The organism is Streptomyces sp. NPDC020875 (assembly GCF_040641415.1).
GTDB lineage: Bacteria > Actinomycetota > Actinomycetes > Streptomycetales > Streptomycetaceae > Streptomyces.
On the sequence record NZ_JBFADP010000039.1, the window covers coordinates 28,628 to 53,208 of the forward strand.

19 protein-coding genes are annotated in these 24,581 nt (G+C 72.5%); 13 read left to right on the plus strand and 6 right to left on the minus strand.

All coding sequences use genetic code 11. The features are described 5' to 3' along the window. The first annotated feature begins 24 nt into the window (after nt 1-24). From AB0G74_RS22590 to AB0G74_RS22600, 3 genes are all read left to right on the plus strand, one after another. Nucleotides 25-393, plus strand: coding sequence for a YciI family protein (locus tag AB0G74_RS22590; RefSeq protein WP_361149012.1), 369 nt, complete (start codon nt 25-27; stop codon nt 391-393). Between the two features lie 96 nt (nt 394-489). Then, a complete protein-coding gene (locus tag AB0G74_RS22595; protein WP_361149014.1) occupies nt 490-1,800 on the plus strand; it encodes an RNA polymerase sigma factor in 1,311 nt (436 codons plus the stop codon). A 533-nt stretch (nt 1,801-2,333) separates the two neighbouring features. Continuing rightward, nucleotides 2,334-2,984, plus strand: a complete 651-nt coding sequence (locus AB0G74_RS22600; RefSeq protein ID WP_361149017.1) for a hypothetical protein — start codon at nt 2,334-2,336, stop codon at nt 2,982-2,984. 55 nt (nt 2,985-3,039) lie between these two features. Here AB0G74_RS22600 and AB0G74_RS22605 read toward each other — a convergent pair whose 3' ends face one another. Next, entirely contained in the window at nt 3,040-4,305 is a 1,266-nt protein-coding gene (locus AB0G74_RS22605) for a methyltransferase domain-containing protein (RefSeq protein WP_361149101.1), read from the minus strand. Between the two features lie 120 nt (nt 4,306-4,425). Between AB0G74_RS22605 and AB0G74_RS22610 the strand changes: the two genes are divergently transcribed. From AB0G74_RS22610 to groL, 3 genes are all read left to right on the plus strand, one after another. Beyond that, the gene (locus AB0G74_RS22610; RefSeq protein WP_361149020.1) at nt 4,426-5,478 is read left to right on the plus strand and encodes a polysaccharide deacetylase family protein; all 1,053 of its coding nucleotides are present in this window, start codon (nt 4,426-4,428) and stop codon (nt 5,476-5,478) included. A gap of 294 nt (nt 5,479-5,772) precedes the next feature. Beyond that, nucleotides 5,773-6,081, plus strand: coding sequence for a co-chaperone GroES (groES, locus tag AB0G74_RS22615; RefSeq protein WP_004955293.1), 309 nt, complete (start codon nt 5,773-5,775; stop codon nt 6,079-6,081). Between the two features lie 119 nt (nt 6,082-6,200). After that, nucleotides 6,201-7,826, plus strand: coding sequence for a chaperonin GroEL (gene groL, locus AB0G74_RS22620; protein WP_361149023.1), 1,626 nt, complete (start codon nt 6,201-6,203; stop codon nt 7,824-7,826). A 517-nt stretch (nt 7,827-8,343) separates the two neighbouring features. Here the strand turns inward: groL and AB0G74_RS22625 are convergent. The 3 genes from AB0G74_RS22625 to AB0G74_RS22635 all read right to left on the minus strand — a co-directional run bounded on the left by AB0G74_RS22625 (nt 8,344) and on the right by AB0G74_RS22635 (nt 11,091). Beyond that, the gene (locus tag AB0G74_RS22625; protein WP_361149103.1) at nt 8,344-9,330 is read right to left on the minus strand and encodes a hydroxyacid dehydrogenase; all 987 of its coding nucleotides are present in this window, start codon (nt 9,328-9,330) and stop codon (nt 8,344-8,346) included. Between the two features lie 106 nt (nt 9,331-9,436). Further along, the gene (locus tag AB0G74_RS22630; RefSeq protein WP_358823875.1) at nt 9,437-10,210 is read right to left on the minus strand and encodes an SDR family oxidoreductase; all 774 of its coding nucleotides are present in this window, start codon (nt 10,208-10,210) and stop codon (nt 9,437-9,439) included. A gap of 188 nt (nt 10,211-10,398) precedes the next feature. After that, on the minus strand, nt 10,399-11,091 hold the full coding sequence (locus AB0G74_RS22635; protein ID WP_361149028.1) for an MOSC domain-containing protein: 693 nt from the start codon (nt 11,089-11,091) through the stop codon (nt 10,399-10,401). 79 nt (nt 11,092-11,170) lie between these two features. On the opposite strand from AB0G74_RS22635, the gene AB0G74_RS22640 reads away from it, so the two are divergent. After that, nucleotides 11,171-12,148, plus strand: coding sequence for a LysR family transcriptional regulator (locus tag AB0G74_RS22640; protein WP_361149031.1), 978 nt, complete (start codon nt 11,171-11,173; stop codon nt 12,146-12,148). A gap of 243 nt (nt 12,149-12,391) precedes the next feature. On the opposite strand, the gene AB0G74_RS22645 is transcribed toward AB0G74_RS22640, so the two are convergent. Further along, on the minus strand, nt 12,392-12,721 hold the full coding sequence (locus tag AB0G74_RS22645) for a WhiB family transcriptional regulator (protein ID WP_361149033.1): 330 nt from the start codon (nt 12,719-12,721) through the stop codon (nt 12,392-12,394). Between the two features lie 415 nt (nt 12,722-13,136). On the opposite strand from AB0G74_RS22645, the gene AB0G74_RS22650 reads away from it, so the two are divergent. From AB0G74_RS22650 to AB0G74_RS22665, 4 genes are all read left to right on the plus strand, one after another. Beyond that, nucleotides 13,137-13,748 (plus strand): response regulator transcription factor, encoded by a 612-nt coding sequence (locus tag AB0G74_RS22650; RefSeq protein WP_003948568.1) that lies wholly within the window; start codon nt 13,137-13,139, stop codon nt 13,746-13,748. A 273-nt stretch (nt 13,749-14,021) separates the two neighbouring features. After that, entirely contained in the window at nt 14,022-14,597 is a 576-nt protein-coding gene (locus AB0G74_RS22655; RefSeq protein ID WP_358823879.1) for a sigma-70 family RNA polymerase sigma factor, read from the plus strand. Between the two features lie 370 nt (nt 14,598-14,967). Next, nucleotides 14,968-16,470, plus strand: a complete 1,503-nt coding sequence (gene guaB, locus AB0G74_RS22660; RefSeq protein ID WP_361149037.1) for an IMP dehydrogenase — start codon at nt 14,968-14,970, stop codon at nt 16,468-16,470. Between the two features lie 149 nt (nt 16,471-16,619). Then, the gene (locus tag AB0G74_RS22665) at nt 16,620-17,744 is read left to right on the plus strand and encodes a GuaB3 family IMP dehydrogenase-related protein (RefSeq protein ID WP_358823881.1); all 1,125 of its coding nucleotides are present in this window, start codon (nt 16,620-16,622) and stop codon (nt 17,742-17,744) included. A gap of 330 nt (nt 17,745-18,074) precedes the next feature. Here the strand turns inward: AB0G74_RS22665 and AB0G74_RS22670 are convergent, their stop codons facing one another. Beyond that, nucleotides 18,075-19,298, minus strand: coding sequence for a nucleotide sugar dehydrogenase (locus tag AB0G74_RS22670; protein ID WP_361149040.1), 1,224 nt, complete (start codon nt 19,296-19,298; stop codon nt 18,075-18,077). 424 nt (nt 19,299-19,722) lie between these two features. Between AB0G74_RS22670 and AB0G74_RS22675 the strand changes: the two genes are divergently transcribed. Beyond that, entirely contained in the window at nt 19,723-21,429 is a 1,707-nt protein-coding gene (locus AB0G74_RS22675) for a glycerol-3-phosphate dehydrogenase/oxidase (RefSeq protein WP_361149042.1), read from the plus strand. 473 nt (nt 21,430-21,902) lie between these two features. Beyond that, on the plus strand, nt 21,903-24,410 hold the full coding sequence (locus AB0G74_RS22680) for a protein kinase (RefSeq protein WP_361149045.1): 2,508 nt from the start codon (nt 21,903-21,905) through the stop codon (nt 24,408-24,410). The last annotated feature ends 171 nt before the right edge of the window (nt 24,411-24,581 follow it).

A 24,581-nucleotide genomic window follows, 5' to 3' on the forward strand; every position in this document is an offset into this window, starting at 1 on the left:
ATCCGAACCAACGAGGAGCCTGTCATGCCCCGCTTTCTGACCCTGGTCCGAGTCGACGAGAACAACGTGCCCGAGGAGGGCTTCTCCCCCGAGATGGGTGAGCGGATGGGGGCCCTCCTGAAGGAGATCACCGAGGCCGGGGTGATGCTGGAGACCGCCGGTCTCGCCCCCACCTCGGAGGGCCGCCGGATCACCTGGTCCGGCGGGAAGCTCTCGTACACGGACGGCCCCTTCACCGAGTCCACCGAGGTCGTCGGCGGCTACTCGATCATCCAGGCCAAGGACATGGCCGAGGCCGTGGAGTGGGCGAACCGCTTCCTCAAGGTCCACGACGACGTCTGGACCGTGACCTGCGAGGTCCGCCAGATCACCGAGATGACCGACGAGGGCTGACCCCGCACCGGGTCCCGCCCCGGGCCCCGCACCGAGTTCCGGGGCGCGCCCGGTCCGGCTTGCCGTCGCCGTCCACGGCTGCTCTGATGGGTGGCCGTGACGGCGGCGAGTGCGGTGGAAACGGTGTTCCGGATCGAGCAGCCGCGGGTGATCGCCGCGGCGGCACGGATCGTCCGGGACGTCGGAACGGCGGAGGAGATCGCACAGGACGCCCTGGTCAGCGCGCTCGAACAGTGGCCGGCCGAAGGGGTCCCGGCGAAACCCGGGGCCTGGCTCGTCGCGGTCGCCAAACGCCGGGCGATCGATCTCGTCCGCCGCCGGGAGAACTACGCGAACAAGCTGGCCGAGGTCGGCCGGGCGCGGGAGACCGCCGAACCGCCGCCGCCGGAGCCTTCGGACGACACCGGCACCGAGGCCGATATCGACGACGATCTGCTCCGGCTGATCTTCACGGCCTGCCATCCCGTGCTGCCGACCCAGGCCCGGATCGCCCTGACCCTGCGACTCCTCGGCGGACTGACCACCGACGAGATCGCCCGCGCCTTCCTGGCCTCCGAACCGGCGGTGGCCCAGCGGATCGTCCGCGCCAAACGCACCCTCGCCGGGGCCGGTGTGCCGTTCGAAGTGCCGTACGGGCCCGACCGCGCGGCCCGGATCGGCTCCGTACTGGAAGTCGTGTATCTCGTCTTCAACGAGGGCTATTCGGCCACCAAGGGCGACGACTGGGTACGTCCGGCGCTCTGCGAGGAGGCACTGCGGCTGGCCCGGGTCCTCGCCGGGCTGCTGCCGGACGATGCCGAGGTACACGGGCTCGCCGCCCTGCTGGAGATCCAGGCGTCCCGGATCCCCGCCAGGACCGGGCCCGGCGGCGAGCCCGTCCTGATCGCCGACCAGAACCGGGCCCGCTGGGACGGGCTGCTGATCCGGCGCGGCTTCGCGGCGCTCGACCGCGCGGGCGCGGCGGGATCGAGGGCCGGGGCGGTGCCGGGGCCCTATACGCTCCAGGCCGCGATCGCCGCCTGCCACGCCCGCGCGGTCCGGTACGAGGACACCGACTGGGCCATGATCGCCACGCTGTACGGGCGGCTCGCCGCCGTCGCGCCCTCCCCGGTGGTGGAGGTCAACCGGGCCGTGGCCGTCGGAATGGCCCACGGCCCCGAGGCCGGACTCGCGGTCGTCGACGCGGTCGCCGACGACCCGGGGCTGCGGGAGTACCACCCGCTGCCGGGCGTACGGGGCGATCTGCTGGCCCGGCTCGGCCGCACGGAGGAGGCGGCGGAGGAATTCCGCCGGGCGGCTGCGCTGTCCCGCAACGCGCGCGAACGCGCCCTCTTCCTCACCCGCGCCACCTCCCCCCACCCGCCCCCCGACCCTCCTTTCAGGGCCGGTGCGGGGGAGGGCTATTAGGGGCGCGGGGAACTGCGCGACCAGCCACGGCGGTGGTGCGGACCGCGAACAACATCAGGTCGCCGGGTGGGACCCGGGGCTGTAGACCTCAGCCGGAGGGCCAAGGCGCTGGGGGTCCCCCCATTGCCGAAGGCATAGGGGGCGGAACTGCGCGACCGGCAACGACGGTGGTGCGGACCGCGAACAACATCAGGTCGCCGGGCGCGGGCCGGGGTTGTGGACCTCAGCCGGAGGGCCAAGGCGCTGGGGGTCCCCCCATTGCCGAAGGCATAGGGGGCGGAACTGCGCGACGAGCCACGATGGTGGTGCGGACCGCGAACTACACCAGGCCGCCGGGCGAGACCCGGATTGTTGAGGCGGCAACCCGGAGGGCCAAGGCGCTGGGGGTCCCCCATCGCCGAAGGCACAGGGGGCGGAACTGCGCGACAAGCCACCGGCGGTCCGCAGACCGCCGAGAACACCAGGCCGCCGGCTACGGCCCGGCACTTCGGGGCCCGGGGCCTCGCCGGAGGCGGGTCCGCTAGTCTCCGCGCATGTCTGAGCTGCCCTCACCGCCACCGGACCCGGACGACATATCCCCCTGGCCGGACCGCGTCGCCCTGCTCGACGAGCGGCGGCGGGTGCTCGAACGGCTGGTCGGCAAGTCGGTGGGCCCGGTCCGGCTGCTCGGTCTGCTGCTGGTGGTGGCGGCGTTCGAGGCGGGCTGGGCGCTCGTGGGCGTCGGCCTCCGGGCCGTCGACGACACTTTGGACGGTTTCAATCTGGTTTTCGCCGCGTTCGTCGGCCTGGTCGGGGTGGCGATCCTGGTACCGACGCTGGCCGTTGTGGCGGCGGAGTTCCGGGAGGACCGGGCCGTACGGGGGCTGCTGCGGTCGTGGACGGCGCTCGACCGGGATCCGCGCGGCGACGCCCGGTTCGGCCGGGGCTGGCTCAACGCGGGCTGGCTGCTGGTGTCCCTGGGCTGTGTGGCGGCCGGTTTCCTGGTCTGCGGCACGCTCTCCGGCGCCCTGGAGGAGGGGCATCGCACCCCGTACTCGACCCTGGTCTACGTCCTGGGCGCGGGGATCGTGCCGATCTTCGCCGGGCTCGCGGGCCTGGTGAACACGGTCGCGCATCTGCGCTGGCTGGCCCGGACCCTCGATCCGGTCCCGGCCGCCAGCCGCCCCGGGGGCGCGCACCGCTGATCCGGGCGCACCCCGGGCCGGGCGTACCGTCGAAGCTCCCCCGTGTCACCCCGCGTCACCCCGGGCCCGCCGCCGCCGGGCGCCCGATCAGCATCGACGGCGCCCCGCTCACCCTGGTCAGGATGACCGTCGCCGCGTTCGGCCCGCTCGGCTTCACCTTCCGCCGTACCTCCTCGGGTTCGACCGCCGATCCCCGCTTCTTCACGGTCAGTGTGCCGACCGCCCGTTCGCGCAGCAGCGCCTTCAGCCGCTTGAGGTTGAACGGCAGTACGTCCGTGATCTCGTACGCGGCGGCGGACGGCAGCGCCCGCAGCTCGTCCGATGTGATGAACGCGATCGTCTCGTCGATCAGGCCGCCGTCGGGGAGCCCGGCCGCCGCCTCGGCCACCAGATGGGCCCGGATGACCGCGCCGTCGGGCTCGTACAGATAGCGCCCGACGGGCCGTACCGGCGGGTTCGGCAGCCCCAGCCCGGTGAGGGCATACGGCTCGGAGCCGTCGCCGGAGAGCAGGGTCGCGGTGACACCGCCCGGCGCCGGGTCGGTCGTACCGCGCCAGAGCACGGCTTCCTTGACCTCGCCCTCGTACGAGATCCACTCGGCCGAGAAGTCGGGCGGGATCAGCTCGTGCGGCACCCCGGGGGCGATCTTGAGGGCGGCGACGGGGCGGCGGCGGGCCGCGTCGAGCGCCCAGGACAGCGGCGGCGAGTACGCCTCCGGGTCGAAGACCCGGCCCCGGCCGCCCCGCCGGGCGGGATCGCAGAAGACCGCGTCGTACGGCTCGGTGTCGATCTCCGTGACATCGGCGCACCGCACCTCGATCAGCCCGGCCAGGCCCAGGGCATCGGCGTTGGCCCGGACCACGGCGGCGGTCAGCGGATCGCGGTCCACAGCGAGGACCCGGATCCCCGCCCTGGCCAGGGCGATGGCGTCGCCGCCGATTCCGCTGCACAGATCGGCGACGGACCGCACCCCGCTCCCCGCGAGCCGGGCGGCCCGGTGGGCGGCGACCGGGGCGCGGGTGGCCTGTTCGACCCCGTTGGGTGTGAAGAACATCCGCTCCGCGTCCGCCGCGCCGAACTTGGGTACGGCGCGCCGCCGCAGCGCGGCCTGGGCCAGCGCCGCCGAGACCAGTCCGGCCGGGTGGTCGCGGCGCAGCCGGGTCGCCAGCGCCAGCTCACCGGCCGGTTCGTACTCCCGTACGGCGTCGAGCACGGCACGGCCCTCGGGGGAGAGCAGGACCGCGAGGGGCGCGGGGACCCCGGCCGGGGCTTCGGCGGAGGCGGAGGCGGAGGAGGCGGGCACGTCGTTCACCCGGCCCATTGTGAGCCAGGTGTGGGCCAGGCGGGTCACTGTCCACAGGCCACGGCGGTGTCGTACGGATCCGGCCCGGACGGGCTGCCAGGATGCGGCTCCATGCGACTAGTACGACAAAACGGAAAGATGGCTGGTACGGGAGATATCGCGGACAGGGGTACGGCGAGGGGTGCCCCGGGCCGGTCCGGGTCCGCGGCCGGGCGCGGGACCCGGCCCGGTGCCCGCGGCGCCTTCGCCGGGGCGTTCGGGCGGCGGCTCCGCCGGAACGCGATCGCCGTCGTCCTGCTCGCCGGAGCCCTCGGTACGGGCTGTACCGTCCCCGGCCCGGAGGGCCACGGCGGCCCGGCCCCCCACTCCGGGGCCCAGGCGGAGAAGTCCCAGCTGGAACGGGCCGAGCAGGACGCCCACCGGGCGGGCCCCGCCGGATCGCGGGCCGACTACGTCGAACAGGTGGCCAAGGACCAGAAGGCCCGGGTGGCCGCCGCCCGGACCTGGGGCCTGGAGAAGACCCCGCTGCCCGCGCCCCAGCCGCCGGCGACCAAGCCCTTCCTCAACACCCGCCAGGGGTTCGAGGTCGAGGGCGGTGCGGCCCTCCCGCCGGTCTTCACCACCGTCCCGGTGAAGGAGAAGGTCGTCTTCCTGACGGTCGACGACGGCGCCGAGAAGGACCCCGACTTCATCCGGATGATGAGCGAGCTGAAGATCCCGTACAGCGCCTTCCTCAGCGACTACGTGATCAACGACGACTACGGCTACTTCCGGCGGATGCAGGACGCGGGGGTCGCCCTGCACAACCACACCCTCAACCACCGCTATATGCCCGGCCTCTCCTACGAGGAGCAGCGCCGGGAGATCTGCGGCCAGCAGGACAGCCTCCAGCGGCTCTACGGGAAGCGCCCGCCGCTCTTCCGGCCGCCGTACGGCAACTACAACCGGGACACCCTGAAGGCCGCGCAGACCTGCGGGGTCGAGGCGGTGCCGCTGTGGGCGGCGGAGGCGTTCCCGGACCATATGGAGTGGCGCGAGTGGGACCGCGATCTGCACCCCGGCGACATCATCCTGACCCACTTCCGGGGCACGGACGACTGGAAGGGCAGCATGCCGGACATGGTGCGCCAGGTGATGAAGACGATCACGGACAAGGGCTACGCCGTGGCCCGGCTGGAGGACTACGTCTGAGGCCGGGACGGCCGGTGAGGCGGCGGCGGAACGGGCGCGGAGCGCGCCGGGCTCCCGCCGTCGGCGCCCCGCTCGCGGAGGCGCACGCCCGGCGCGCCGGGTTCCGCCACGGGCGGACGGATTGGCACTCCGCTTGACCGAGTGCTAATCGCGGTCATAGTCTCGGTTCTGGCACTCCCCCCGGGAGAGTGCCAACACAGCGACGGGCAGGTCCGGCACCCGCGACGACGGATCGACCTGGTCGCCACCTCAGACAGTTAACCCCGTGAGATCTCCGAAGGGGGAGGTCGGATCGTGACGACCGCCAGCTCCAAGGTTGCCATCAAGCCGCTTGAGGACCGCATTGTGGTCCAGCCGCTCGACGCCGAGCAGACCACGGCCTCGGGCCTGGTCATTCCGGACACCGCGAAGGAGAAGCCCCAGGAGGGCGCCGTCCTCGCCGTCGGTCCGGGCCGCTTCGAGAACGGCGAGCGCCTGCCGCTCGACGTCAAGGTCGGCGACGTCGTGCTCTACAGCAAGTACGGCGGCACCGAGGTGAAGTACAACGGTGACGAGTACCTCGTGCTCTCGGCTCGCGACGTGCTCGCGATCATCGAGAAGTAAGCCGAGCCGTCTCCGCTTGTTCTTGATCCGCGCCCCTGGCTCCCGCCGACTTACTGAACCGGGCGCTGGGGGCGCGGCTTTTTTCACAGACCTTTTCAGAAGAGGACAGAAACGCTCCCATGGCGAAGATCCTGAAGTTCGACGAGGACGCCCGTCGCGCCCTTGAGCGCGGCGTCAACAAGCTGGCCGACACCGTGAAGGTGACGATCGGCCCCCGTGGCCGGAATGTCGTCATCGACAAGAAGTTCGGCGCCCCCACGATCACCAACGACGGTGTCACGATCGCCCGCGAGGTCGAGATCGAGGACCCGTACGAGAACCTGGGCGCCCAGCTCCTCAAGGAGGTGGCGACCAAGACCAACGACATCGCGGGTGACGGCACCACCACCGCCACCGTGCTGGCGCAGGCGCTGGTCCGCGAGGGTCTGCGCAACGTCGCCGCCGGTGCCTCCCCGGCCGCCCTGAAGAAGGGCATCGACGCCGCGGTCAAGGCCGTCTCCGACGAGCTGCTCTCCACCGCCCGTCCGATCGAGGACAAGTCCGACATCGCCGCCGTGGCCGGGCTCTCCGCCCAGGACCCGCAGGTCGGCGAGCTCATCGGCGAGGCGATGGACAAGGTCGGCAAGGACGGCGTCATCACCGTCGAGGAGTCCAACACCTTCGGTCTGGAGCTGGACTTCACCGAGGGCATGGCCTTCGACAAGGGCTACCTCTCGCCGTACATGGTCACCGACCAGGAGCGGATGGAGGCCGTCCTGGAGGACCCGTACATCCTGATCAACCAGGGCAAGATCTCCTCCATCCAGGATCTGCTGCCGCTGCTGGAGAAGGTCATCCAGGCCGGTGGCTCCAAGCCGCTGCTGATCATCGCCGAGGACGTCGATGGCGAGGCGCTCTCCACCCTCGTCGTCAACAAGATCCGCGGCACGTTCAACGCCGTCGCGGTCAAGGCCCCCGGCTTCGGTGACCGCCGCAAGGCGATGCTCCAGGACATGGCCACCCTCACCGGTGCCACCGTCGTCGCCGAAGAGGTCGGCCTCAAGCTCGACCAGGCCGGTCTCGACGTGCTGGGCTCCGCCCGCCGCGTGACCGTCACCAAGGACGACACCACTATCGTCGACGGCGGCGGCGACTCCGCCGACGTCGCGGGCCGCGTCGCCCAGATCAAGGCCGAGATCGAGGGCACGGACTCCGACTGGGACCGCGAGAAGCTCCAGGAGCGCCTCGCCAAGCTGGCCGGCGGCGTCTGCGTGATCCGGGTCGGCGCCGCCACCGAGGTGGAGCTGAAGGAGAAGAAGCACCGTCTGGAGGACGCCATCTCCGCGACCCGCGCCGCGGTCGAGGAGGGCATCGTCTCCGGTGGTGGCTCCGCCCTCGTCCACGCCGCCAAGGTGCTCGACGGTGACCTCGACAAGAAGGGCGACGAGGCCACCGGTGTCGCCGTCGTCCGCCGCGCCGCGGTCGAGCCGCTGCGCTGGATCGCCGAGAACGCCGGCCTCGAGGGCTACGTCATCGTCTCCAAGGTCCGCGAGCTGGAGACCGGCCACGGCTACAACGCCGCCACCGGCGACTACACGGACATGGTGAAGGCCGGCGTCATCGACCCGGTCAAGGTCACCCGCTCCGCGCTGGAGAACGCCGCGTCGATCGCCTCCCTGCTGCTCACGACCGAGACCCTGGTCGTCGAGAAGAAGGAAGAGGAGCCGGCGGACGCGGGTCACGGCGGCCACGGCCACTCGCACTGACCCCTCCCGCCACCAAGGCCCGGCGCCCCCACGGGGGCCCGGGCCTTGCGCGTTCCCGCCTCCCGCAGAGGGGGGACCCCCAGCGCCTTGGCCCTCCCGGGCACCGTCTCAAACCCGGACCCGCCCGGCGACCCGATGTCGTTTCCGGCCCGCAGACCGGCCGTGGCTGGTCGCGCAGTTCCGCCCCCTATGCCTTCGGCGCTGGGGGGACCCCCAGCGCCTTGGCCCTTCGGCTGAGGGCGATACCGGGGGACACCCCACACCCTCCCGCTATTGCCGACTACCTGCCGTATGTGGCTGGTCGCGCAGTTCCCCGCGCCCCTGAACACCTCCACCTGCCCCTTCTCCCGAAGGAGCCCGGCTCCGGGGCCGGGCTCCTCCTGAGGGACGGTGCTGGGGAGGGCATTTAGGGGCGCGGGGAACTGCGCGAACGGCCACAGGCGGCGCGCGGGCGCTCCGAAAGCGGTACTCCTACGGCGCTGCGCCCGGCACGAGAACAAGGCGGAGGCCCGGCGGCCTACGCCGAGTGGTGGAGCGACTCCCGGGTGACCGGCGTCGCGAACGGCACGCCCCGGGCGAACCGCTCCAGCTCGGCGAGCGCCGCGTCCGCCAGCCGGTGCAGCTCGTTCCCGAGCGACCCCGCCAGATGCGGGGTCAGCAGCACGTTCGGCAGCGAGTACAGCGGTGAGTCCGCCGCCGGAACCTCCGGCTCAGTGACGTCCAGGACCGCGTGGAGCCGCCCCGACTCCAGCTCCCGTACCAGCGCGTCCTCCGCCACGAGGGACCCCCGGGACGTATTGATCAGCGTCGCCCCGTCCGGCATCAGCGCCAGCCGCCGCGCGTCGATCAGCCGCCGGGTCTCCGGCAGCTCCGGCGCGTGCACCGTGACGACGTCGCCACGCGCGCAGAGTTCGTCGAGCCCGACCGCCTCCGCGCCGAGCGCCGCCGCTTCCGCGCCGTCCAGGTACGGGTCGTACACCAGGACGTCCAGGTCGAACGGGCGCAGCAGTCCGATCACCAGACGGCCGATCCGGGACGCCCCGACGACCCCGACCGTACGGCGGTGGTTGCCCGCCCCGGCCAGTTCGGCGCCCCAGTCGTGGGCGGTGCGCAGTTCCGCGTACCGCCGGGCCGACGGGAGTACCCGTTTGCCCGCGAAGAGGATCGCGGCCAGCGTGTACTCGGCGACCGGGACCGCGTTGGCCGCCGCCGCCGACGAGACGGCGACGCCCCGCTCCCAGCAGGCGGCCGTGATGTGGCCCCGGACGGAGCCCGCCGCGTGCACCACGGCCGTGAGCCGGGGGGCCGCCGCCAGTGCCTCGGCGTCGAGGACCGGCGCTCCCCAGCAGGTCAGCAGGGCGTCGGCGGTGGCCAGGGCGTCGCGGACGGCGGGGGAGGGGTGCCGTAGATCGTGGGCGACGAGCGCCGGATCGGTCCGGGCGATCGAGGTCAGCCGGTCCAAGTGACGGTCGGTGAAGAGGCGTTCCGCCAGGCCGGGTTCCATGGCCAGCAGCACCCTGGGCCGGGTTCCCCCACTGCCCCGCTCGGCGGCGGCGGCAGCGTTGCCGTTCGGGCCGCCCGCGGTGTCCGTGGTCCGCACGGGCGCGCCCCTACCGGGGACCGTACTTGCGGCCGGTCCTGGAGGTGAGTCCCCCCAGCAGTCCGCGCGGGGCCAGTTTCACCACCCCCATCAGCGCCTTGTACCGAGGGTCCGGGATCGAGACCGACTTGCCGCGCGCCAGGTCCGCCAGCGCCGCGTCCACCAGCTTGTCGGCGTCCAGCCACATCCAGCCGGGGATGTTCTCCGTGCCCATTCCGGCCCGCTGATGGAACTCGGTCCGTACGAAACCCGGGCAGAGCGCCATCAGCCGTACGCCCGAACCCGCCAGGTCCCGGGCCGCGCCCTGGGTGAACTGGACGACCCACGCCTTGGACGCGCCGTAGGTGCCGCGCGGGACGAAGGCCGCCACCGACGCCACATTGACCACACCGCCCCGGCCCCGGTCCCGCATCGGCCCGGCCGCCGCCGCGGTCAGCCGCAGCACCGCCTCGCAGTGGACCTTGAGCATGGTCAGCTCGTCGGCCATGGAGACTTCGAGGAAGCGGCCCTTGTTGCCGAAGCCCGCATTGTTGACCAGCAGGTCCACCGGGTTTCTGCGGTCGTCGAGCCGCCGTTCCACGGCCGCGATGCCGTCCTCCGCCGACAGATCGGCGGTCAGCACCTCCGCCTCGATGCCGTGCCGGTCGTGCAGTTCGGTGGCCTGCTCCCGGAGCCTCTCGGTGTCCCGGGCCACCAGGACCAGATCGCGGCCGTCGGCGGCGAGTCGGCGGGCGAACGCGGCGCCGATCCCCGCGGTCGCTCCCGTAATCAGTGCGGTCGTCATAGGCGGCACGTTAGTGCCCCGGCCAGGGCCGGGACGTACGCGCCCGCCCCGGCCGGGACCGGAACGGATGCCCGACGACGTCCCCGGCGGCCCAGGACGACGTACCCGAACGGTCCCGGACACCCCGCCCTCCGAAGGGCCCCGGGCGGTCCCCGTACGAACGGGCCGCCACCGTCCGGCCCGTGCCGTCAGGCGGACCGCGGCCGTCCGGCCTGCCGCGCCAAGTACTTGTCGATCTTCTCGGTCACCGACGGATTGAGTACGTCCCGGATGATCTGCAACGACGGCAGCAGATGCTGCTCCGTGGTGGCGGCCCGGAAGCAGAGATTGACCGTGATGCCGTGGTCCGGGCGGTACGCGATCTCCACCGGGTCGCCCGCGCGGACCTCGCCCGGCTCGACGACCCGCAGATACGCCCCCGGGTCCGCCTGCTGGGTGAACCGCTTCAGCCAGCCCTTCTCGGGCAGCCCCAGTTCGCCGAGCCAGCCCGCGAAGGTCCGGCACGGCACCCGGCCGCTGGTCACTTCCAGCAGGGCGCCGCCGATCCGCCAGCGCTCACCGATCAGGGCGCCGCTGACGTCGACGCCGAGCGTCGTGAGGTTCTCGCCGAAGGCGCCGTTGGAGATCGGCTGCCCCAGCTCGCGCTCCCAGCGGTCGAGGTCCTCCCGGGCGAAGGCGTACACCGCCTGGTGGGGGCCGCCGTGGTTCTCCGCGTCGCAGACCGTGTCCCCGGCCACCCCACTGCCCACGTTCCCCGCGCCGGGGTCCGCGAGTCCGACCGGCCCGTCGGCGGGCCGCTTGTCGATACCGGTGACCCCGCCGGGCGTACTCGTGTAATCGACTATCCGGGGGCGGGCCGTATTCACCGTCAGTAGCTTCATGTCCCTACGCTAAACCCCCGTGCTCAAAGCATCCACGGAGTAAGTCGCACAGCACCCAAGAATCTCTTATATTCGAAGGATGATCGAGGCGCGTCATCTCCGAGTCCTGCGCGCGGTGGCCGCCACCGGCTCCTTCTCCGCCGCCGCCCGCACCCTGGGCTGTACCCAGCCCGCGGTGAGCCAGCAGATGAAGGCCCTGGAGGGCTCTGCGGGCACCCCGCTGCTGATCCGTACCGGCCGTGAGATGCGACTCACCCAGGCCGGGGAGGCGCTGGTACGCCACGCCTCCGGCATCCTCGCCGGGCTCACCGCCGCCGAGGAGGAAGTCGCGGCGATCGCCGGGCTGCGGGCCGGCCGGGTCCGGCTGGTCTCCTTCCCCAGCGGCAGCTCCACCCTGGTCCCGACGGCCCTGGCCGCGCTCCGCGCCGCCCATCCCGGCACCCGGGTCTCCCTGGTCGACGCCGAGCCGCCGCGCTCGGTGGAGATGCTCCGCGAGGGCGACTGCGATGTGGCGCTGGCCTTCCGTTACGCGGACCCGGGCGGGGCCGCCACCGGATCCACCACCGGGTCCGCCGCGGGTTCGGGCTCCGGTTCCGGGGGCCAGGCGGCCGACCGTGCCGACCAGGCCGACCAGTGGGACGACCTGGTGGTCCGCCCGCTGCTCGCCGACCGGCTCGTAGGACTGGTCCCCGAGGGCCACCGGCTCGCCGACGCCGGGACCGTCGCCATCGGTGACCTCGCCGACGATCCGTGGATCGCGGGCTGCCCCCGCTGCCGCCGTCAGCTGGTCGATGTCTGCGAGTCGGCCGGGTTCACCCCCAGGATCGACTTCGCCACCGACGACTACCCGGCCGTCGCGGGGCTCGTCGGCGCCGGACTCGGCGTCGCCGTCCTGCCCGAACTGGCCCTGGAGTCGGTCCGGGCCAAGGGCGCGGTCACGGTCACGCTCGCCCCGCGGGTCGAACGGGAGATCGTCGCCCTGACCCTGCCCGACCTGGCCCAGGTGCCCGCCGTCGCGGCCACCCTCGACCAGCTGACCCGGGCCGCCGCGCGCTGAGCCGCCGTACGGCCCCGGGCCGCCGTACTCCGGCCACGGCCGGGCCGTCGCGGGACGTGCCGGTACGAGCGCCCGCGCCGGGCGGCCCGTGCCGAGGGGCGGGGGCCGTCCTGCCGCAGACCCCCGGGGCCACCGCCGCCGCGAAGCCGCGAGGGCGTGAAGGCGCGAAGCTGCGAAGGCAGGAAGCCGCGAGGGCGCGAAGCCGTAAAAGAAACGTTTCTGCGCTGTCCGGGGCCGGTCCGGTCAATGTCGCCGGTCGGTCTCCCCGGCGCCGCTCCCGGCGGATACCAGCCGGTGCCGCGCCCGCCCCATCAGCTCCTCGCGCTCGTCCTCGGTCAGCCCGCCCCAGACGCCGTAGGGCTCCCGCACCGCGAGGGCGTGGGCCGCGCACTCCGACCGTACCGGGCACCGCATGCACACCTCTTTCGCCGAATTCTCACGGGCGCTGCGGGCGGCGCCCCGCTCGCCCTCGGGGTGGAAGAAGAGAGAGCTGTCCACCCCGCGGCAGGCGGCGAGCAGCTGCCAGTCCCACAAGTCGGCGTTGGGTCCCGGAAGGCGGGAGAAATCTGCCATGGCTTGCCCCTTGAATCCGTGCTCAGTGGGTCCGGTCGGGACGTACGGGCGTGTGGCCGCCGCGCCGCGCCGATGTCCGCACCATGTCTCACGACCGTGCATCTACTATCTAAGTAGATGTAAATATGATTCATTGCGAATCTAGCCATAGACACTGACGAAAGTGAAGAAAAAGCATCTAAATGGGGCATAGCTTTCAGGTAAACCCCGCCGCCCGCGCGGTCCCGCCCGGATGCCGAAGAGGCCCCGGGAACCCGTAACTCTTTCGAGTGACCGTCGTTGGTAGGTCGAGGCGGTTGAAGGAACGAGCGCTCGGGCACATGTCCGAGAGCGTTCAACCGCACAGGTGACGATACGTACCAGCCTGGAGGCTCAAGGTGACGCGCATCAGCTGCGAGCGCCGCGGAGGTCAGTCATGACGTCCGTCCTCGTCTGCGACGACTCCCCGCTCGCCCGAGAGGCGCTCCGCCGCGCGGTGGCAACCGTGCCCGGCGTGGAGCGCGTGACGACCGCGGCCAACGGGGAGGAAGTCCTCCGCCGCTGGGGTGCCGACCGCTCGGACCTCATCCTGATGGATGTCCGCATGCCCGGCCTCGGCGGGGTCGAAACCGTCCGGCGGCTGCTCTCGGCCGATCCGGGCGCCCGGATCATCATGCTCACGGTCGCCGAGGACCTCGACGGGGTGGCCCTCGCGGTCGCCGCCGGGGCCCGCGGCTATCTCCACAAGGACGCCTCCCGCGCCGAACTGCGGGCGACCGTCACCCAGGCGCTGGCCGACCCGACCTGGCGGCTCGCCCCCCGGCGGCTGCGGTCGGCCGAGATGGGTGCCGCCCCCACGCTCACCGCCCGGGAGATCCAGGTTCTGGAGGGCATGAGCCACGGCCGGTCCAACGCCGAGATCGGCCGGGAGCTCTTCCTCTCCGAGGACACGGTCAAGACCCACGCCCGCCGCCTCTTCAAGAAGCTGGGCGCTTCGGACCGGGCGCACGCCGTCGCGCTCGGATTCCGCTGGGGCCTGGTCCGCTGAGGGCATATCCCTCGACGCTCCTTCGTGGGACTCCGGTCCCCGGAGGCACCGAGTACCCCGCTCGCCGTACGGTGGTGGGCGGGGAGACGGAGCCGACGGGCGTTCGTTTCCTCCGCGATGCCGCATCCTTGAGGTGTGGAGTTCCTCGGGGAGTCGGTCGAGCGGAAGGGGAGGGCGCTAGCGATGAGTTCCGGCGCACCTGCTCATAACGCTTCGGTGCACAACATGGGGCGCGGTGCCACGGACGAGCGGCCACCGAGGCACCATGGACCGATGCGTGACGACAGAAGCACGGTGATCGGTGCCCTCGTTCGCCACGCCGTCGACGGGGACGAACGGGCCACCCGCGATCTGCTCGCCCATGTTCACCCCCTCGCGCTGCGCTACTGCCGCACCCGGCTGAGCAGGCTCCCCGGTGATGCCCGCCACTTCGTCGAGGACCTGGCGCAGGAGGTCTGCGTCGCCGTGCTGATGGCCCTGCCGCGGTACCGGGACACGGGCCGTCCCTTCGAGGCGTTCGTCTTCGCCATCGCCTCGCACAAGGTCGCCGACCTGCAGCGGGCCGCGATGCGGCACCCCGGTTCGACGGCCGTGCCCTCCGACGAGATGCCGGAGCGGCCGGACGACTCCCTCGGCCCCGAGGAGCGGGCGCTGCTCAGCAGCGACGCCGAATGGGTCAAGAAGCTGCTGGCCAATCTGCCCGAGACGCAGCGCGAGCTGCTGGTGCTGAGGGTCGCGGTGGGGCTGACGGCGGAGGAGACCGGCCAGATGCTGGGGATGTCACCCGGTGCGGTCCGGGTCGCCCAGCACCGCGCGCTGAGCCGGCTGCGGGCCCTCGCCGAGCAGTAGCCGTACGCCTCCTGAGCCGTACGCCTCCCGGAACGAGCCCGAGCGAGCCAGGACGAGGCGGGGCGAGCCGCGCCGGGATGAACCGAGCCGCGCCGGGATGGGCTGTGTGCGGCCCGGCGCCGGCGGTACGGGGCCGGGCGGGCAGGCCGGTTCCGATGCCGGGCCGACTCCGCGAGAGCGGGGCGCGTACGGCATTCGTACGGCCTCCGGGCGTCGCGCCTACGCCATCCGTCTGCCGCCCGCAAACCATTCGTACGACATGTGGACCATCGCACAAAGTGGCCGGGTGATCTTGATCGTGGAATGGGACGGGTCTCCGGGCCGTTAGCATGGACATCCGCACCGATCAAGGCCATTTGGGGAAGGTGTCATGACCAACGTCGACGGAGTGCCCGAGAAATTCGCGACACTCGGGCTGACCTACGACGATGTGCTGCTGCTGCCGGGCGCGTCCGATATGGCTCCCGACCAGATCGACACCTCCTCGTACATCTCCAGGAACGTCCGGGTGAACGTCCCGCTGCTCTCCGCGGCCATGGACAAGGTCACCGAGTCCCGGATGGCCATCGCGATGGCCCGCCAGGGCGGCGTGGGCGTACTGCACCGCAATCTCTCCATCACCGACCAGGCCAACCAGGTCGACCTGGTGAAGCGGTCCGAGTCCGGCATGGTCACCGACCCGATCACGGTGCACCCCGACGCCACGCTCGCCGAGGCCGACCTGCTCTGCGCCAAGTTCCGGATCAGCGGCGTCCCGGTCACCGACCGGGGCGGCAAGCTGCTGGGCATCGTCACCAACCGCGATATGGCCTTCGAGTCGGACCGGGGCCGCCAGGTCCGCGAGGTCATGACCCCGATGCCGCTGGTCACCGGCCGGGTCGGGATCTCCGGTGTGGACGCCATGGAGCTGCTGCGCCGCCACAAGATCGAGAAGCTGCCGCTGGTGGACGACGCCGGGGTGCTCAAGGGCCTGATCACGGTCAAGGACTTCGTCAAGGCCGAGCAGTACCCCAACGCGGCCAAGGACAGCAACGGCCGGCTGCTGGTCGGCGCGGCCGTCGGAGTCGCCGGTGACGCCTTCGAGCGCGCCCAGGCCCTGATCGAGGCCGGGGTCGACTTCATCGTGGTCGACACCGCGCACGGCCACTCCCGGCTGGTCGGCGACATGGTCGCCAAGATCAAGTCGAACCACGGCGGCGTCGACGTCATCGGCGGCAACGTGGCCACCCGCGACGGCGCCCAGGCGCTGATCGACGCGGGCGCCGACGGCGTCAAGGTCGGGGTCGGCCCCGGCTCCATCTGCACCACCCGGGTGGTCGCCGGTATCGGCGTCCCCCAGGTCACCGCGATCTACGAGGCGTCCCTCGCCGCCAAGGAGGCCGGGATCCCGGTCATCGGCGACGGCGGCCTCCAGTACTCGGGCGACATCGCCAAGGCCCTGGTCGCGGGCGCCGACACGGTGATGCTGGGCTCCCTGCTCGCCGGGTGCGAGGAGTCCCCGGGCGAGCTGCTCTTCATCAACGGCAAGCAGTTCAAGTCGTACCGCGGCATGGGCTCCCTGGGCGCCATGCAGTCCCGCGGCGAGCAGCGTTCCTTCTCCAAGGACCGCTACTTCCAGGAGGGCGTCGCCTCCGACGAGAAGATCGTCCCCGAGGGCATCGAGGGCCAGGTCCCGTACCGGGGTCCGCTCTCCGCCGTCGTCCACCAGCTGGTCGGCGGGCTGCGCCAGTCGATGTTCTACGTCGGCGGCCGTACGGTCCCCGAGCTCCAGGCCAACGGCCGGTTCGTCCGGATCACCTCGGCCGGGCTCAAGGAGAGCCACCCGCACGACATCCAGATGACCGTCGAGGCGCCGAACTACAGCCGTAAGTAATTCGCGCACCGGTACCCCGTGACGGTGTGCGGACCGTCACGTCCCCGGGAGGGGCGGTACGGGGCGTTCCGCGAGGACGCCCGGGCCGCCCCTCCGTCATGTGTCGGGGATACTGGTAGGCGCTGACTCAGAGGAAAGGTCCGGACAAGGTGACTGAGATCGAGATCGGGCGCGGCAAGCGCGGACGGCGGGCGTACGCGTTCGATGACATCGCCGTCGTACCGAGCCGTCGTACGCGGGACCCGAAGGAGGTCTCGATCGCCTGGCAGATCGACGCCTACCGCTTCGAGCTGCCCTTCCTGGCCGCCCCCATGGACTCGGTGGTCTCCCCGCAGACCGCCATCCGGATCGGTGAGCTGGGCGGACTGGGCGTACTGAACCTCGAAGGGCTCTGGACCCGGTACGAGGACCCGCAGCCGCTGCTCGACGAGATCGCCGAGCTGCCCGCCGAGACGGCGACCCGGCGCCTCCAGGAGATCTACGAGGCCCCGATCAAGGAAGAGCTGATCGGGCAGCGGATCAAGGAGGTGCGCGACTCGGGCGTCGTCACGGCCGCCGCGCTCTCCCCGCAGCGCACCGCGCAGTTCTCCAAGGCCGTGGTCGACGCGGGCGTGGACCTCTTCGTGATCCGCGGGACCACGGTCTCCGCCGAGCACGTCTCGGGCGCCGCCGAGCCGCTCAACCTCAAGCAGTTCATCTACGAACTGGACGTTCCGGTCATCGTCGGCGGCTGCGCCACCTACACGGCCGCCCTGCACCTGATGCGGACCGGCGCGGCCGGTGTCCTGGTGGGCTTCGGCGGCGGCGCCGCGCACACCACCCGTAACGTGCTGGGCATCCAGGTCCCGATGGCGACGGCGGTGGCCGATGTCGCCGCCGCCCGCCGGGACTACATGGACGAGTCCGGCGGCCGGTACGTGCACGTCATCGCCGACGGCGGGGTGGGCTGGTCCGGCGACCTGCCGAAGGCCATCGCCTGCGGCGCCGACGCCGTGATGATCGGCTCCCCGCTGGCCCGCGCCACGGACGCCCCCGGCCGGGGCCGCCACTGGGGCATGGAGGCCGCGCACGAGGACGTCCCGCGCGGCAAGCTGGTCGACCTGGGCATCGTCGGCACCACCGAGGAGGTCCTCACCGGCCCCTCGCACACGCCGGACGGCTCGATGAACTTCTTCGGCGCCCTGCGCCGGGCGATGGCCACGACGGGCTACAGCGAGCTGAAGGAGTTCCAGCGCGTCGAGGTCACGATCGCGGACTCCCAGCACCGCCGCTGATTTTTCCGCCTCGCGTTACGCGAAGGGGCCCGACACCTGCGAAGGCGTCGGGCCCCTGGCTTTTCCGGCGCGGTTCCCGCCGTAGGGCTGGAGCCCGACGCGCCCTACCAGGAGATGCCCGGCCTTTCGAAGGGGGTGAGGAGGAGGATTTAGGGGCGCGGGGAACTGCGCGACCAGCCAGGGACGGCGCGCGGTCGCCGGACGATATCGGCCCGGCAGGACATCCGGCGCAAAGGCCCCACCCGGAGGGCCGAGGCGCTGGGGGTCCCATTGCCGAAGGCATAGGGGGCGGGACTCCGGCTCGGGGCCCATCGCGAGAACCGCCCCTGATCAGAGGCGCTGCGCCGCCCCCGTCGGCGTCGCCCCCCTCGTGTCGAGGAAGAGCTGCGCCTTCACCGCGAGCCCCTGGAGGTCGTAGGTGCGGTGGTTCTGGAGGAGGACCGTCAGATCCGCGTCGGCCACGGCCTCGTAGAGCGATTCGGCCCGGGGTACGGGTGCGCCGTCGACCTGCCATTCGAGGATGTACGGGTCGTGGTAGCCGAGGGTCGCGCCGAGCCCGGTCAGCCGGTGGGCGATCTCGGTGGCGGGGGTGCCCCGCAGGTCGGCGAGATCGGGTTTGTAGGTGACGCCGAGCAGCAGGACCCGCGCGCCCCGGGCCGATTTGCCGTGCTCGTTGAGGAGTGTCGCGCACCGCTGGACGACGTACCGCGGCATCCGGCCGTTGATCTCCCGGGCCAGCCCGGTCATACGGAGGGCGGGGCCGGGGGCCCGGCCGGGGTCGAGCGGCGCGCCGTGGCCGCCGACGCCGGGGCCGGGGCGGAAGGCGTGGAAGCCGTACGGTTTGGTCTCGGCGCAGCGGATGACGTCCCACAGGTCGACGCCGAGTTCGTGGCAGAGCACGGCCATCTCGTTGACGAGGGCGATGTTGACCTGGCGGTAGTTGGTCTCCAGCAGTCTTACGGTCTCGGCCTCGCGCGGGCCCCTGGCCCGGACGACCCGGTCGGTGAGCCGGCCGTAGAAGGCGGCGGCGGATTCGGTGCAGGCGGGGGTGAGGCCGCCGATGACCTTGGGGACGGTGGTGTAGTCGTGGGTCCGGCGGCCGGGGTCCACCCGTCCGGGCGAGTACGCCAGATGGAAATCGCGTCCGGCCCGCAGCCCTGAGCCCTCTTCGAGGAGGGGCCGCAGAAACGTCTCGGTGGTGCCGGGCGCGACGGGGGACTCCAGCAGGACGGTGGTGCGGGGGCGGAGCCGGGCGGCGAGCAGTCGGGTGGCGTCGGCGAGGCCGGTGAGATCGGGGTCGCCGACGGGGTCGAGGGGGGTGGGGACGCAGAGGGCCACGGTGCGTACCCGGCCGAGTCCGGCGGGGTCGGTGACGGCTTTGAAGCCGCCCGCGACCATCCGGCGGACATCGGCGGGGGTCCGCCCGGCCGCCGGTTCGGCGAGGCGGGCGGGGTCGGGGTCGTAACCGATGGTGGCGATACCGGCGGTCACGGCGGCCTGGGCGAGCGGGAGGCCGTCGGTGCCGAGTCCGATGACGGCGAGATCTGCGGGCATGGCGTGGGCCGTCCTTCCCTTAACCGGAGGGGGTTGTCGGCGCAAGCCCGGTGGGCTGCATGGGCGGGCGCAATGTCAGACTAGGCGTAAATATGAACGTTATGTCGGATTGTGCGGCTGTGGGATACGGAGTGTTATCCACAGGCGGTGGCTGAAGTCGCGGAGCGGGGACAGAATCGAAGAGGTGGACCGGGCTGGATCTTCCGGCCGGACCACCGGACCGGTCCCGGACCGGTGCGGTTCGAAACGGTTCGACGCGGTTCGACATGGTTCTGTGCGGAACGGTGCGGAACGGTGCGGAACGGTGTGCGGGCCGCCGGGCGCGGCGCATGGGCGCGGTGTGCGCGGGCACGCGCATATCGGGGCCCGCGGCCCGCGGCTTCGCGGGCCGGGCAGGGCAGACGGGGGCGACGGGAGGCATGCGGTGAAGACAGCGGCACTTGGACCCGAGGAGCGAGCCGAGGCGCTCGCCGCGATGGCGGAGCGGGAGCTGGACGTCCTGGTCGTCGGCGCGGGTGTGGTCGGCGCCGGTACGGCGCTGGACGCGGTGACCAGAGGGCTCTCCACCGGTCTGGTGGAGGCCCGTGACTGGGCGTCCGGGACGTCGAGCCGGTCGAGCAAGCTCATCCACGGGGGGCTGCGCTATCTGGAGATGCTGGACTTCGCGCTGGTTCGCGAGGCGTTGAAGGAGCGGGGGCTGTTGCTGGAGCGGCTCGCGCCGCATCTGGTGAAGCCGGTGCCGTTCCTCTATCCCCTCCAGCACAAGGGCTGGGAGCGGTTCTACGCGGGCGCGGGCGTCGCGCTCTACGACACGATGTCCATCTCCTCAGGCCACGGCCGGGGCCTGCCCGTCCACCGCCATCTCTCCCGGCGGCACGCTCTGCGGGTGGCGCCCTGTCTGCGCAAGGACGCCCTCGTCGGCGCCCTTCAGTACTACGACGCCCAGATGGACGACGCCCGGTTCGTCGCCACCCTGGTGCGGACCGCCGCGACCTACGGTGCCAGGGTCGCCAGCCGGGCCCGGGTGATCGGCTTCCTGCGGGAGGGCGAGCGGGTCGTCGGCGCCCGGGTGCAGGACGTCGAGGGCGGCGGGGAGTACGAGATCCGGGCCCGCCAGGTGGTGAACGCCACCGGGGTGTGGACGGACGACACACAGGCACTGATCGCCGAGCGCGGCCAGTTCCACGTCCGGGCGTCCAAGGGCATCCATCTCGTCGTCCCCAAGGACCGGATCCACTCCACGACCGGACTGATCCTGCGGACCGAGAAGTCGGTGCTCTTCGTCATCCCCTGGGGACGGCACTGGATCGTCGGCACCACGGACACCGACTGGGATCTCGACAAGGCCCATCCCGCCGCCTCCAGCGCCGATATCGACTATCTGCTGGAGCATGTGAACTCGGTCCTGGCCACTCCGCTGACCCGGGACGACGTCCAGGGTGTCTACGCCGGGCTGCGGCCCCTGCTCGCCGGGGAGTCCGATGCCACCAGCAAGCTCTCCCGGGAGCACACGGTCGCCCATCCGGTCCCCGGCCTCGTGGTGGTGGCGGGCGGCAAGTACACGACGTACCGGGTGATGGCGAAGGACGCGGTGGACGAGGCCGTGCACGGGCTCGACCAGCGGGTGGCCGCCTGTGTCACCGAGGAGACGCCCCTCGTCGGCGCCGAGGGCTATCCGGCCCTGTGGAACAAGCGTGCCGGGATCGCCGCCAGGACCGGACTCCATGTCGTCCGGGTCGAGCATCTGCTCAACCGCTACGGCTCGTTGGCGGAGGAGGTCCTCGCCCTGATCACCGAGGACCCGGGGCTCGGTGAGCCGCTGGGCGGCGCGGACGACTATCTGCGGGCCGAGGTCGTCTACGCCGCGTCCCACGAGGGCGCCCGCCATCTCGACGACGTCCTCACCCGCCGGACCCGGATCTCCATCGAGACCTTCGACCGGGGGACCCGCTGTGCCCGGGAGTGCGCGGAGTTGATGGCGCCCGTACTGGGCTGGGACGCCAAGCAGATCGAGAAGGAGGTCCAGCACTACGAGAAGCGGGTGGAGGCCGAACGGGAGTCGCAGCGCCAGCCTGACGATCTGACGGCGGACGCGGCGAGACTGGGCGCGCCGGACATCGTGCCGCTCTGACGGGGAGGCGGGGACACGGGGGTCCGGCGCGGCGCCCGGTAGCGGGCCGACCCGCGCGGCGGTGGTGTGAGGCGCGTCCGGTACGGCGACGGCCGGGCGCGTCCGGGGCGGGTGGGTGCGCCGGGAGCGGGGTGCCCCGGTGGGGCGGATGTTTCCCATGAGTTGGGAGCGACGGTCAGGGCTGTAGTTTCCGGCGGGATTCTTCTCATCGGCCGTCCCGTGATGGGGAATTCGCCACGGGCTGGTGGCCGCCGCCGGGGGCGGGGGTGTACCACCGCGTGGGACGGTGCCCCGCCGAGGGTGGGGGCCCGGCGGGTTCCGTACTACTCTCGCCAGAACCCACGGGTGTGCGGCGGACCCTGAAGACATGCCCTGCCCGGAGTGAGAGACAATGAAAGCTCTGCCAGGGCGTGTTACCGCATCGCGCGGGAGCGACAGGCGCGGGCGAAGACCAGGGATCGCAGAGGGGACGCATGTCGGAGGCAGAGCAGTCGCGGAAGCCCCAGCGGGACGGCTCCGAGGAGCGTGCGTCTGCGGTGGACGGGGCGGGCGGCGGACCTGACGGCAGGCCGGCCGCGGACCCGGGCTCCGGCCGGGGCGGCGGTGCGGAGCCGGCCCGGGAAGAGCCCGCCCGCAAGGATGCGACGGCCGGGGGCGAGCGGACGGCGGAACCGGTCTCCGCGGACGCGAAGACCGCCGTCGTGGGCGCGACCGCCGGGTCCCGTAAGGCCGGTGGCCCGTCCGGAGAGAGCGGCGCGGGTACCGGGAAGGGTGCGTCCGGCGCGCGGTCCGGCGGCGACAAGGAGCCGGTGATCGGAGCCCAGGCCGACCGCCGTTCAAAGGGCCGCCCGGCGGTAGGAACTGACTCAGGCTCCGGCGGCGAGGGCGACGGACCCGGGGCCGGTCCGGACGGCGGCGGCGACACCGGCACCGACACGGACGATGACGTCGACGAGCCGAAGGCCACCGCGACGGCCGGGGGCGCCGGGGAGTCGGCGAAGCCCGCCAAGGCCGACGCGGGCGGCGAAGCCCGTAGGACGGGGAAGAACCCCGCTGATTCCGCCGCCTCCGCCGACTCCGGGCGCAAGGCCCGGGGGACCGGCCGCGCCGAGTCCGAGGGGCGGCTGCTCGCCGGGCGCTACCGGCTGGGCGGGGTGCTCGGCCGGGGCGGTATGGGCACGGTCTGGCGGGCCGAGGACGAGACCCTGGGCCGGACCGTCGCCGTCAAGGAGCTGCGCTTCCCCAACCAGATCGACGAGGACGAGAAGCGACGGCTCATCACCCGGACGCTGCGCGAGGCCAAGGCGATCGCCCGGATCCGCAACACCAGCGCCGTCACCGTCTACGACGTCGTGGACGAGGACGACCGTCCCTGGATCGTGATGGAGTTGGTCGAGGGCAAGTCCCTGGCCGAAGTCATCCGCGAGGACGGCATCCTGACGCCGCGCCGCGCCGCCGAGGTCGGCCTGGCGATACTCGACGTCCTGCGGTCGGCCCACCGCGAGGGCATCCTGCACCGCGATGTGAAGCCGTCGAACGTGCTCATCGGCAAGGACGGCCGGGTCGTCCTCACCGACTTCGGGATCGCCCTGGTCGAGGGCGACCCCTCCATCACCTCCACCGGCATGCTCGTCGGCGCCCCCTCGTACATCTCGCCCGAGCGGGCCCGGGGCCACCGGCCGGGGCCCGCCGCCGACCTGTGGTCGCTGGGCGGCCTGCTCTACGCCAGCGTCGAGGGCACCCCGCCGTACGACAAGGGCTCGGCGATCGCCACCCTGACCGCCGTCATGACCGAACCCCTGGACCCGCCGAAGAACGCGGGCCCGCTGGAGGAGGTCATCTACGGACTGCTCGCCAAGGACCCCGCGCAGCGCCTCGACGACGCGGGCGCCCGCACCCTGCTGAGCCGGGTCGTCAACGCCCCGGACGAGCCGGTGGCGCCGCTCCCGGTCGACGCCACCCGCGCCATGGCGCTGCCGACCATCCCGCCGCCCGAGCCCGCCGCCCCGGCCCGGCCGCCCGTCGCCGAACGGCCGCGCGGCCCCCGGCGGCCCGCCCGTCCCGGCGGCCGGGGCGCCGCCGCCACGGGCGCGGCGGCCGGAGGCGCGGGCGCCGTACAGCAGCCCGCCCGGCCGCCGGAGCCGCCGGTGCAGCGGGCCGCGCCCCGCCGGGCGCCCCTGACCGATGTCGTCCCGCGCCGTACGCTGATCCTCCTCGCGGTCGGGATCGTGCTGGCCCTGCTCGGCACGATCCTCTACCTGACCATCGGCCGGGACGGGAACAACGGCGACGCGGCGAAGACCGGTACGGGCAAGCCGCCCGCGTCCGCCGGGGCCGAGGAGGGCACCAAGGGCGACGGCGAGCAGAAGACCACCGGCGGTACCGGCAAGGAATCGCCCGCGGGTGACCCCGCGAAGGACGGCGACAAGACCGGCACCACCCCCGGCGGTACGGCCCCGGGGGCGTCGAAGCCGCCCGCGAAGGGCGAAACGGGCAAGGGCGACCCGGCGAAGGGCGAACTGCCCGCCGGATACGCGGCCAAGTCCGACGACCGGTTCCGCTTCTCCATGGCGATGCCGAAGGAGTTCCGCCGGACCCAGATAGCCGGGCGCAACTCGGGCGGCATATTCAACGACCGCCGGGGCGCCTACCCCCGCGTCCAGGTCGACTTCAACAACAGCCCCGGCGACGACGCGGCCGCCGCCTGGCGGGCCGCGGTCCCCGCGACCCAGGGCAGCAGCCGGAACTTCAAGCAGCTCGGTATCGAGACCGTCCAGTACCGGGGCTATCCGACCGTCGCCGACTGGCGGTTCGAACGGGACCACAACGGCGAGCGCATCCGCTTCCTCAACCGGGGCTTCAAGGTCGACGAGCGGCGCGGCTACTCGATCATGGTGTCCTGCCCGGTGGCCGAGTGGGACGGCCCCGAGTGCCGGACACTGCGGGACACCGCGTTCGCGACATTCGAGCCCAAGGACTGAGCGGGTACACGTATCGTGAGAAGTCCCGGACGGAACGCCGCCGGACGGACGTTCGGAGCACCGTCCGGACAACCGGAGGGACCGGCGGACGACCCGGCCGCCGACACGTCCTGACGGACCGTGCGGATCCGGTCGGCCGCCCCCGGCGCGGGTGACGGGCGAACGGACCGG

Excerpts from the sequence above, each read along its gene's own strand:
- AB0G74_RS22645 (WP_361149033.1), bottom strand. The coding sequence starts at position 12,721 with ATGGCAGATTTCTCCCGCCTTCCGGGACCCAACGCCGACTTGTGGGAC.
- AB0G74_RS22605 (WP_361149101.1), bottom strand. The coding sequence starts at position 4,305 with ATGGGCCGGGTGAACGACGTGCCCGCCTCCTCCGCCTCCGCCTCCGCC.
- AB0G74_RS22680 (WP_361149045.1), top strand. The coding sequence starts at position 21,903 with ATGTCGGAGGCAGAGCAGTCGCGGAAGCCCCAGCGGGACGGCTCCGAG.
- AB0G74_RS22670 (WP_361149040.1), bottom strand. The coding sequence starts at position 19,298 with ATGCCCGCAGATCTCGCCGTCATCGGACTCGGCACCGACGGCCTCCCG.
- AB0G74_RS22590 (WP_361149012.1), top strand. The coding sequence starts at position 25 with ATGCCCCGCTTTCTGACCCTGGTCCGAGTCGACGAGAACAACGTGCCC.
- AB0G74_RS22640 (WP_361149031.1), top strand. The coding sequence starts at position 11,171 with ATGATCGAGGCGCGTCATCTCCGAGTCCTGCGCGCGGTGGCCGCCACC.
- AB0G74_RS22655 (WP_358823879.1), top strand. The coding sequence starts at position 14,022 with ATGCGTGACGACAGAAGCACGGTGATCGGTGCCCTCGTTCGCCACGCC.
- AB0G74_RS22625 (WP_361149103.1), bottom strand. The coding sequence starts at position 9,330 with ATGGAACCCGGCCTGGCGGAACGCCTCTTCACCGACCGTCACTTGGAC.
- guaB (WP_361149037.1), top strand. The coding sequence starts at position 14,968 with ATGACCAACGTCGACGGAGTGCCCGAGAAATTCGCGACACTCGGGCTG.
- AB0G74_RS22610 (WP_361149020.1), top strand. The coding sequence starts at position 4,426 with ATGGCTGGTACGGGAGATATCGCGGACAGGGGTACGGCGAGGGGTGCC.
- groL (WP_361149023.1), top strand. The coding sequence starts at position 6,201 with ATGGCGAAGATCCTGAAGTTCGACGAGGACGCCCGTCGCGCCCTTGAG.
- AB0G74_RS22650 (WP_003948568.1), top strand. The coding sequence starts at position 13,137 with ATGACGTCCGTCCTCGTCTGCGACGACTCCCCGCTCGCCCGAGAGGCG.
- AB0G74_RS22635 (WP_361149028.1), bottom strand. The coding sequence starts at position 11,091 with ATGAAGCTACTGACGGTGAATACGGCCCGCCCCCGGATAGTCGATTAC.
- AB0G74_RS22630 (WP_358823875.1), bottom strand. The coding sequence starts at position 10,210 with ATGACGACCGCACTGATTACGGGAGCGACCGCGGGGATCGGCGCCGCG.
- AB0G74_RS22600 (WP_361149017.1), top strand. The coding sequence starts at position 2,334 with ATGTCTGAGCTGCCCTCACCGCCACCGGACCCGGACGACATATCCCCC.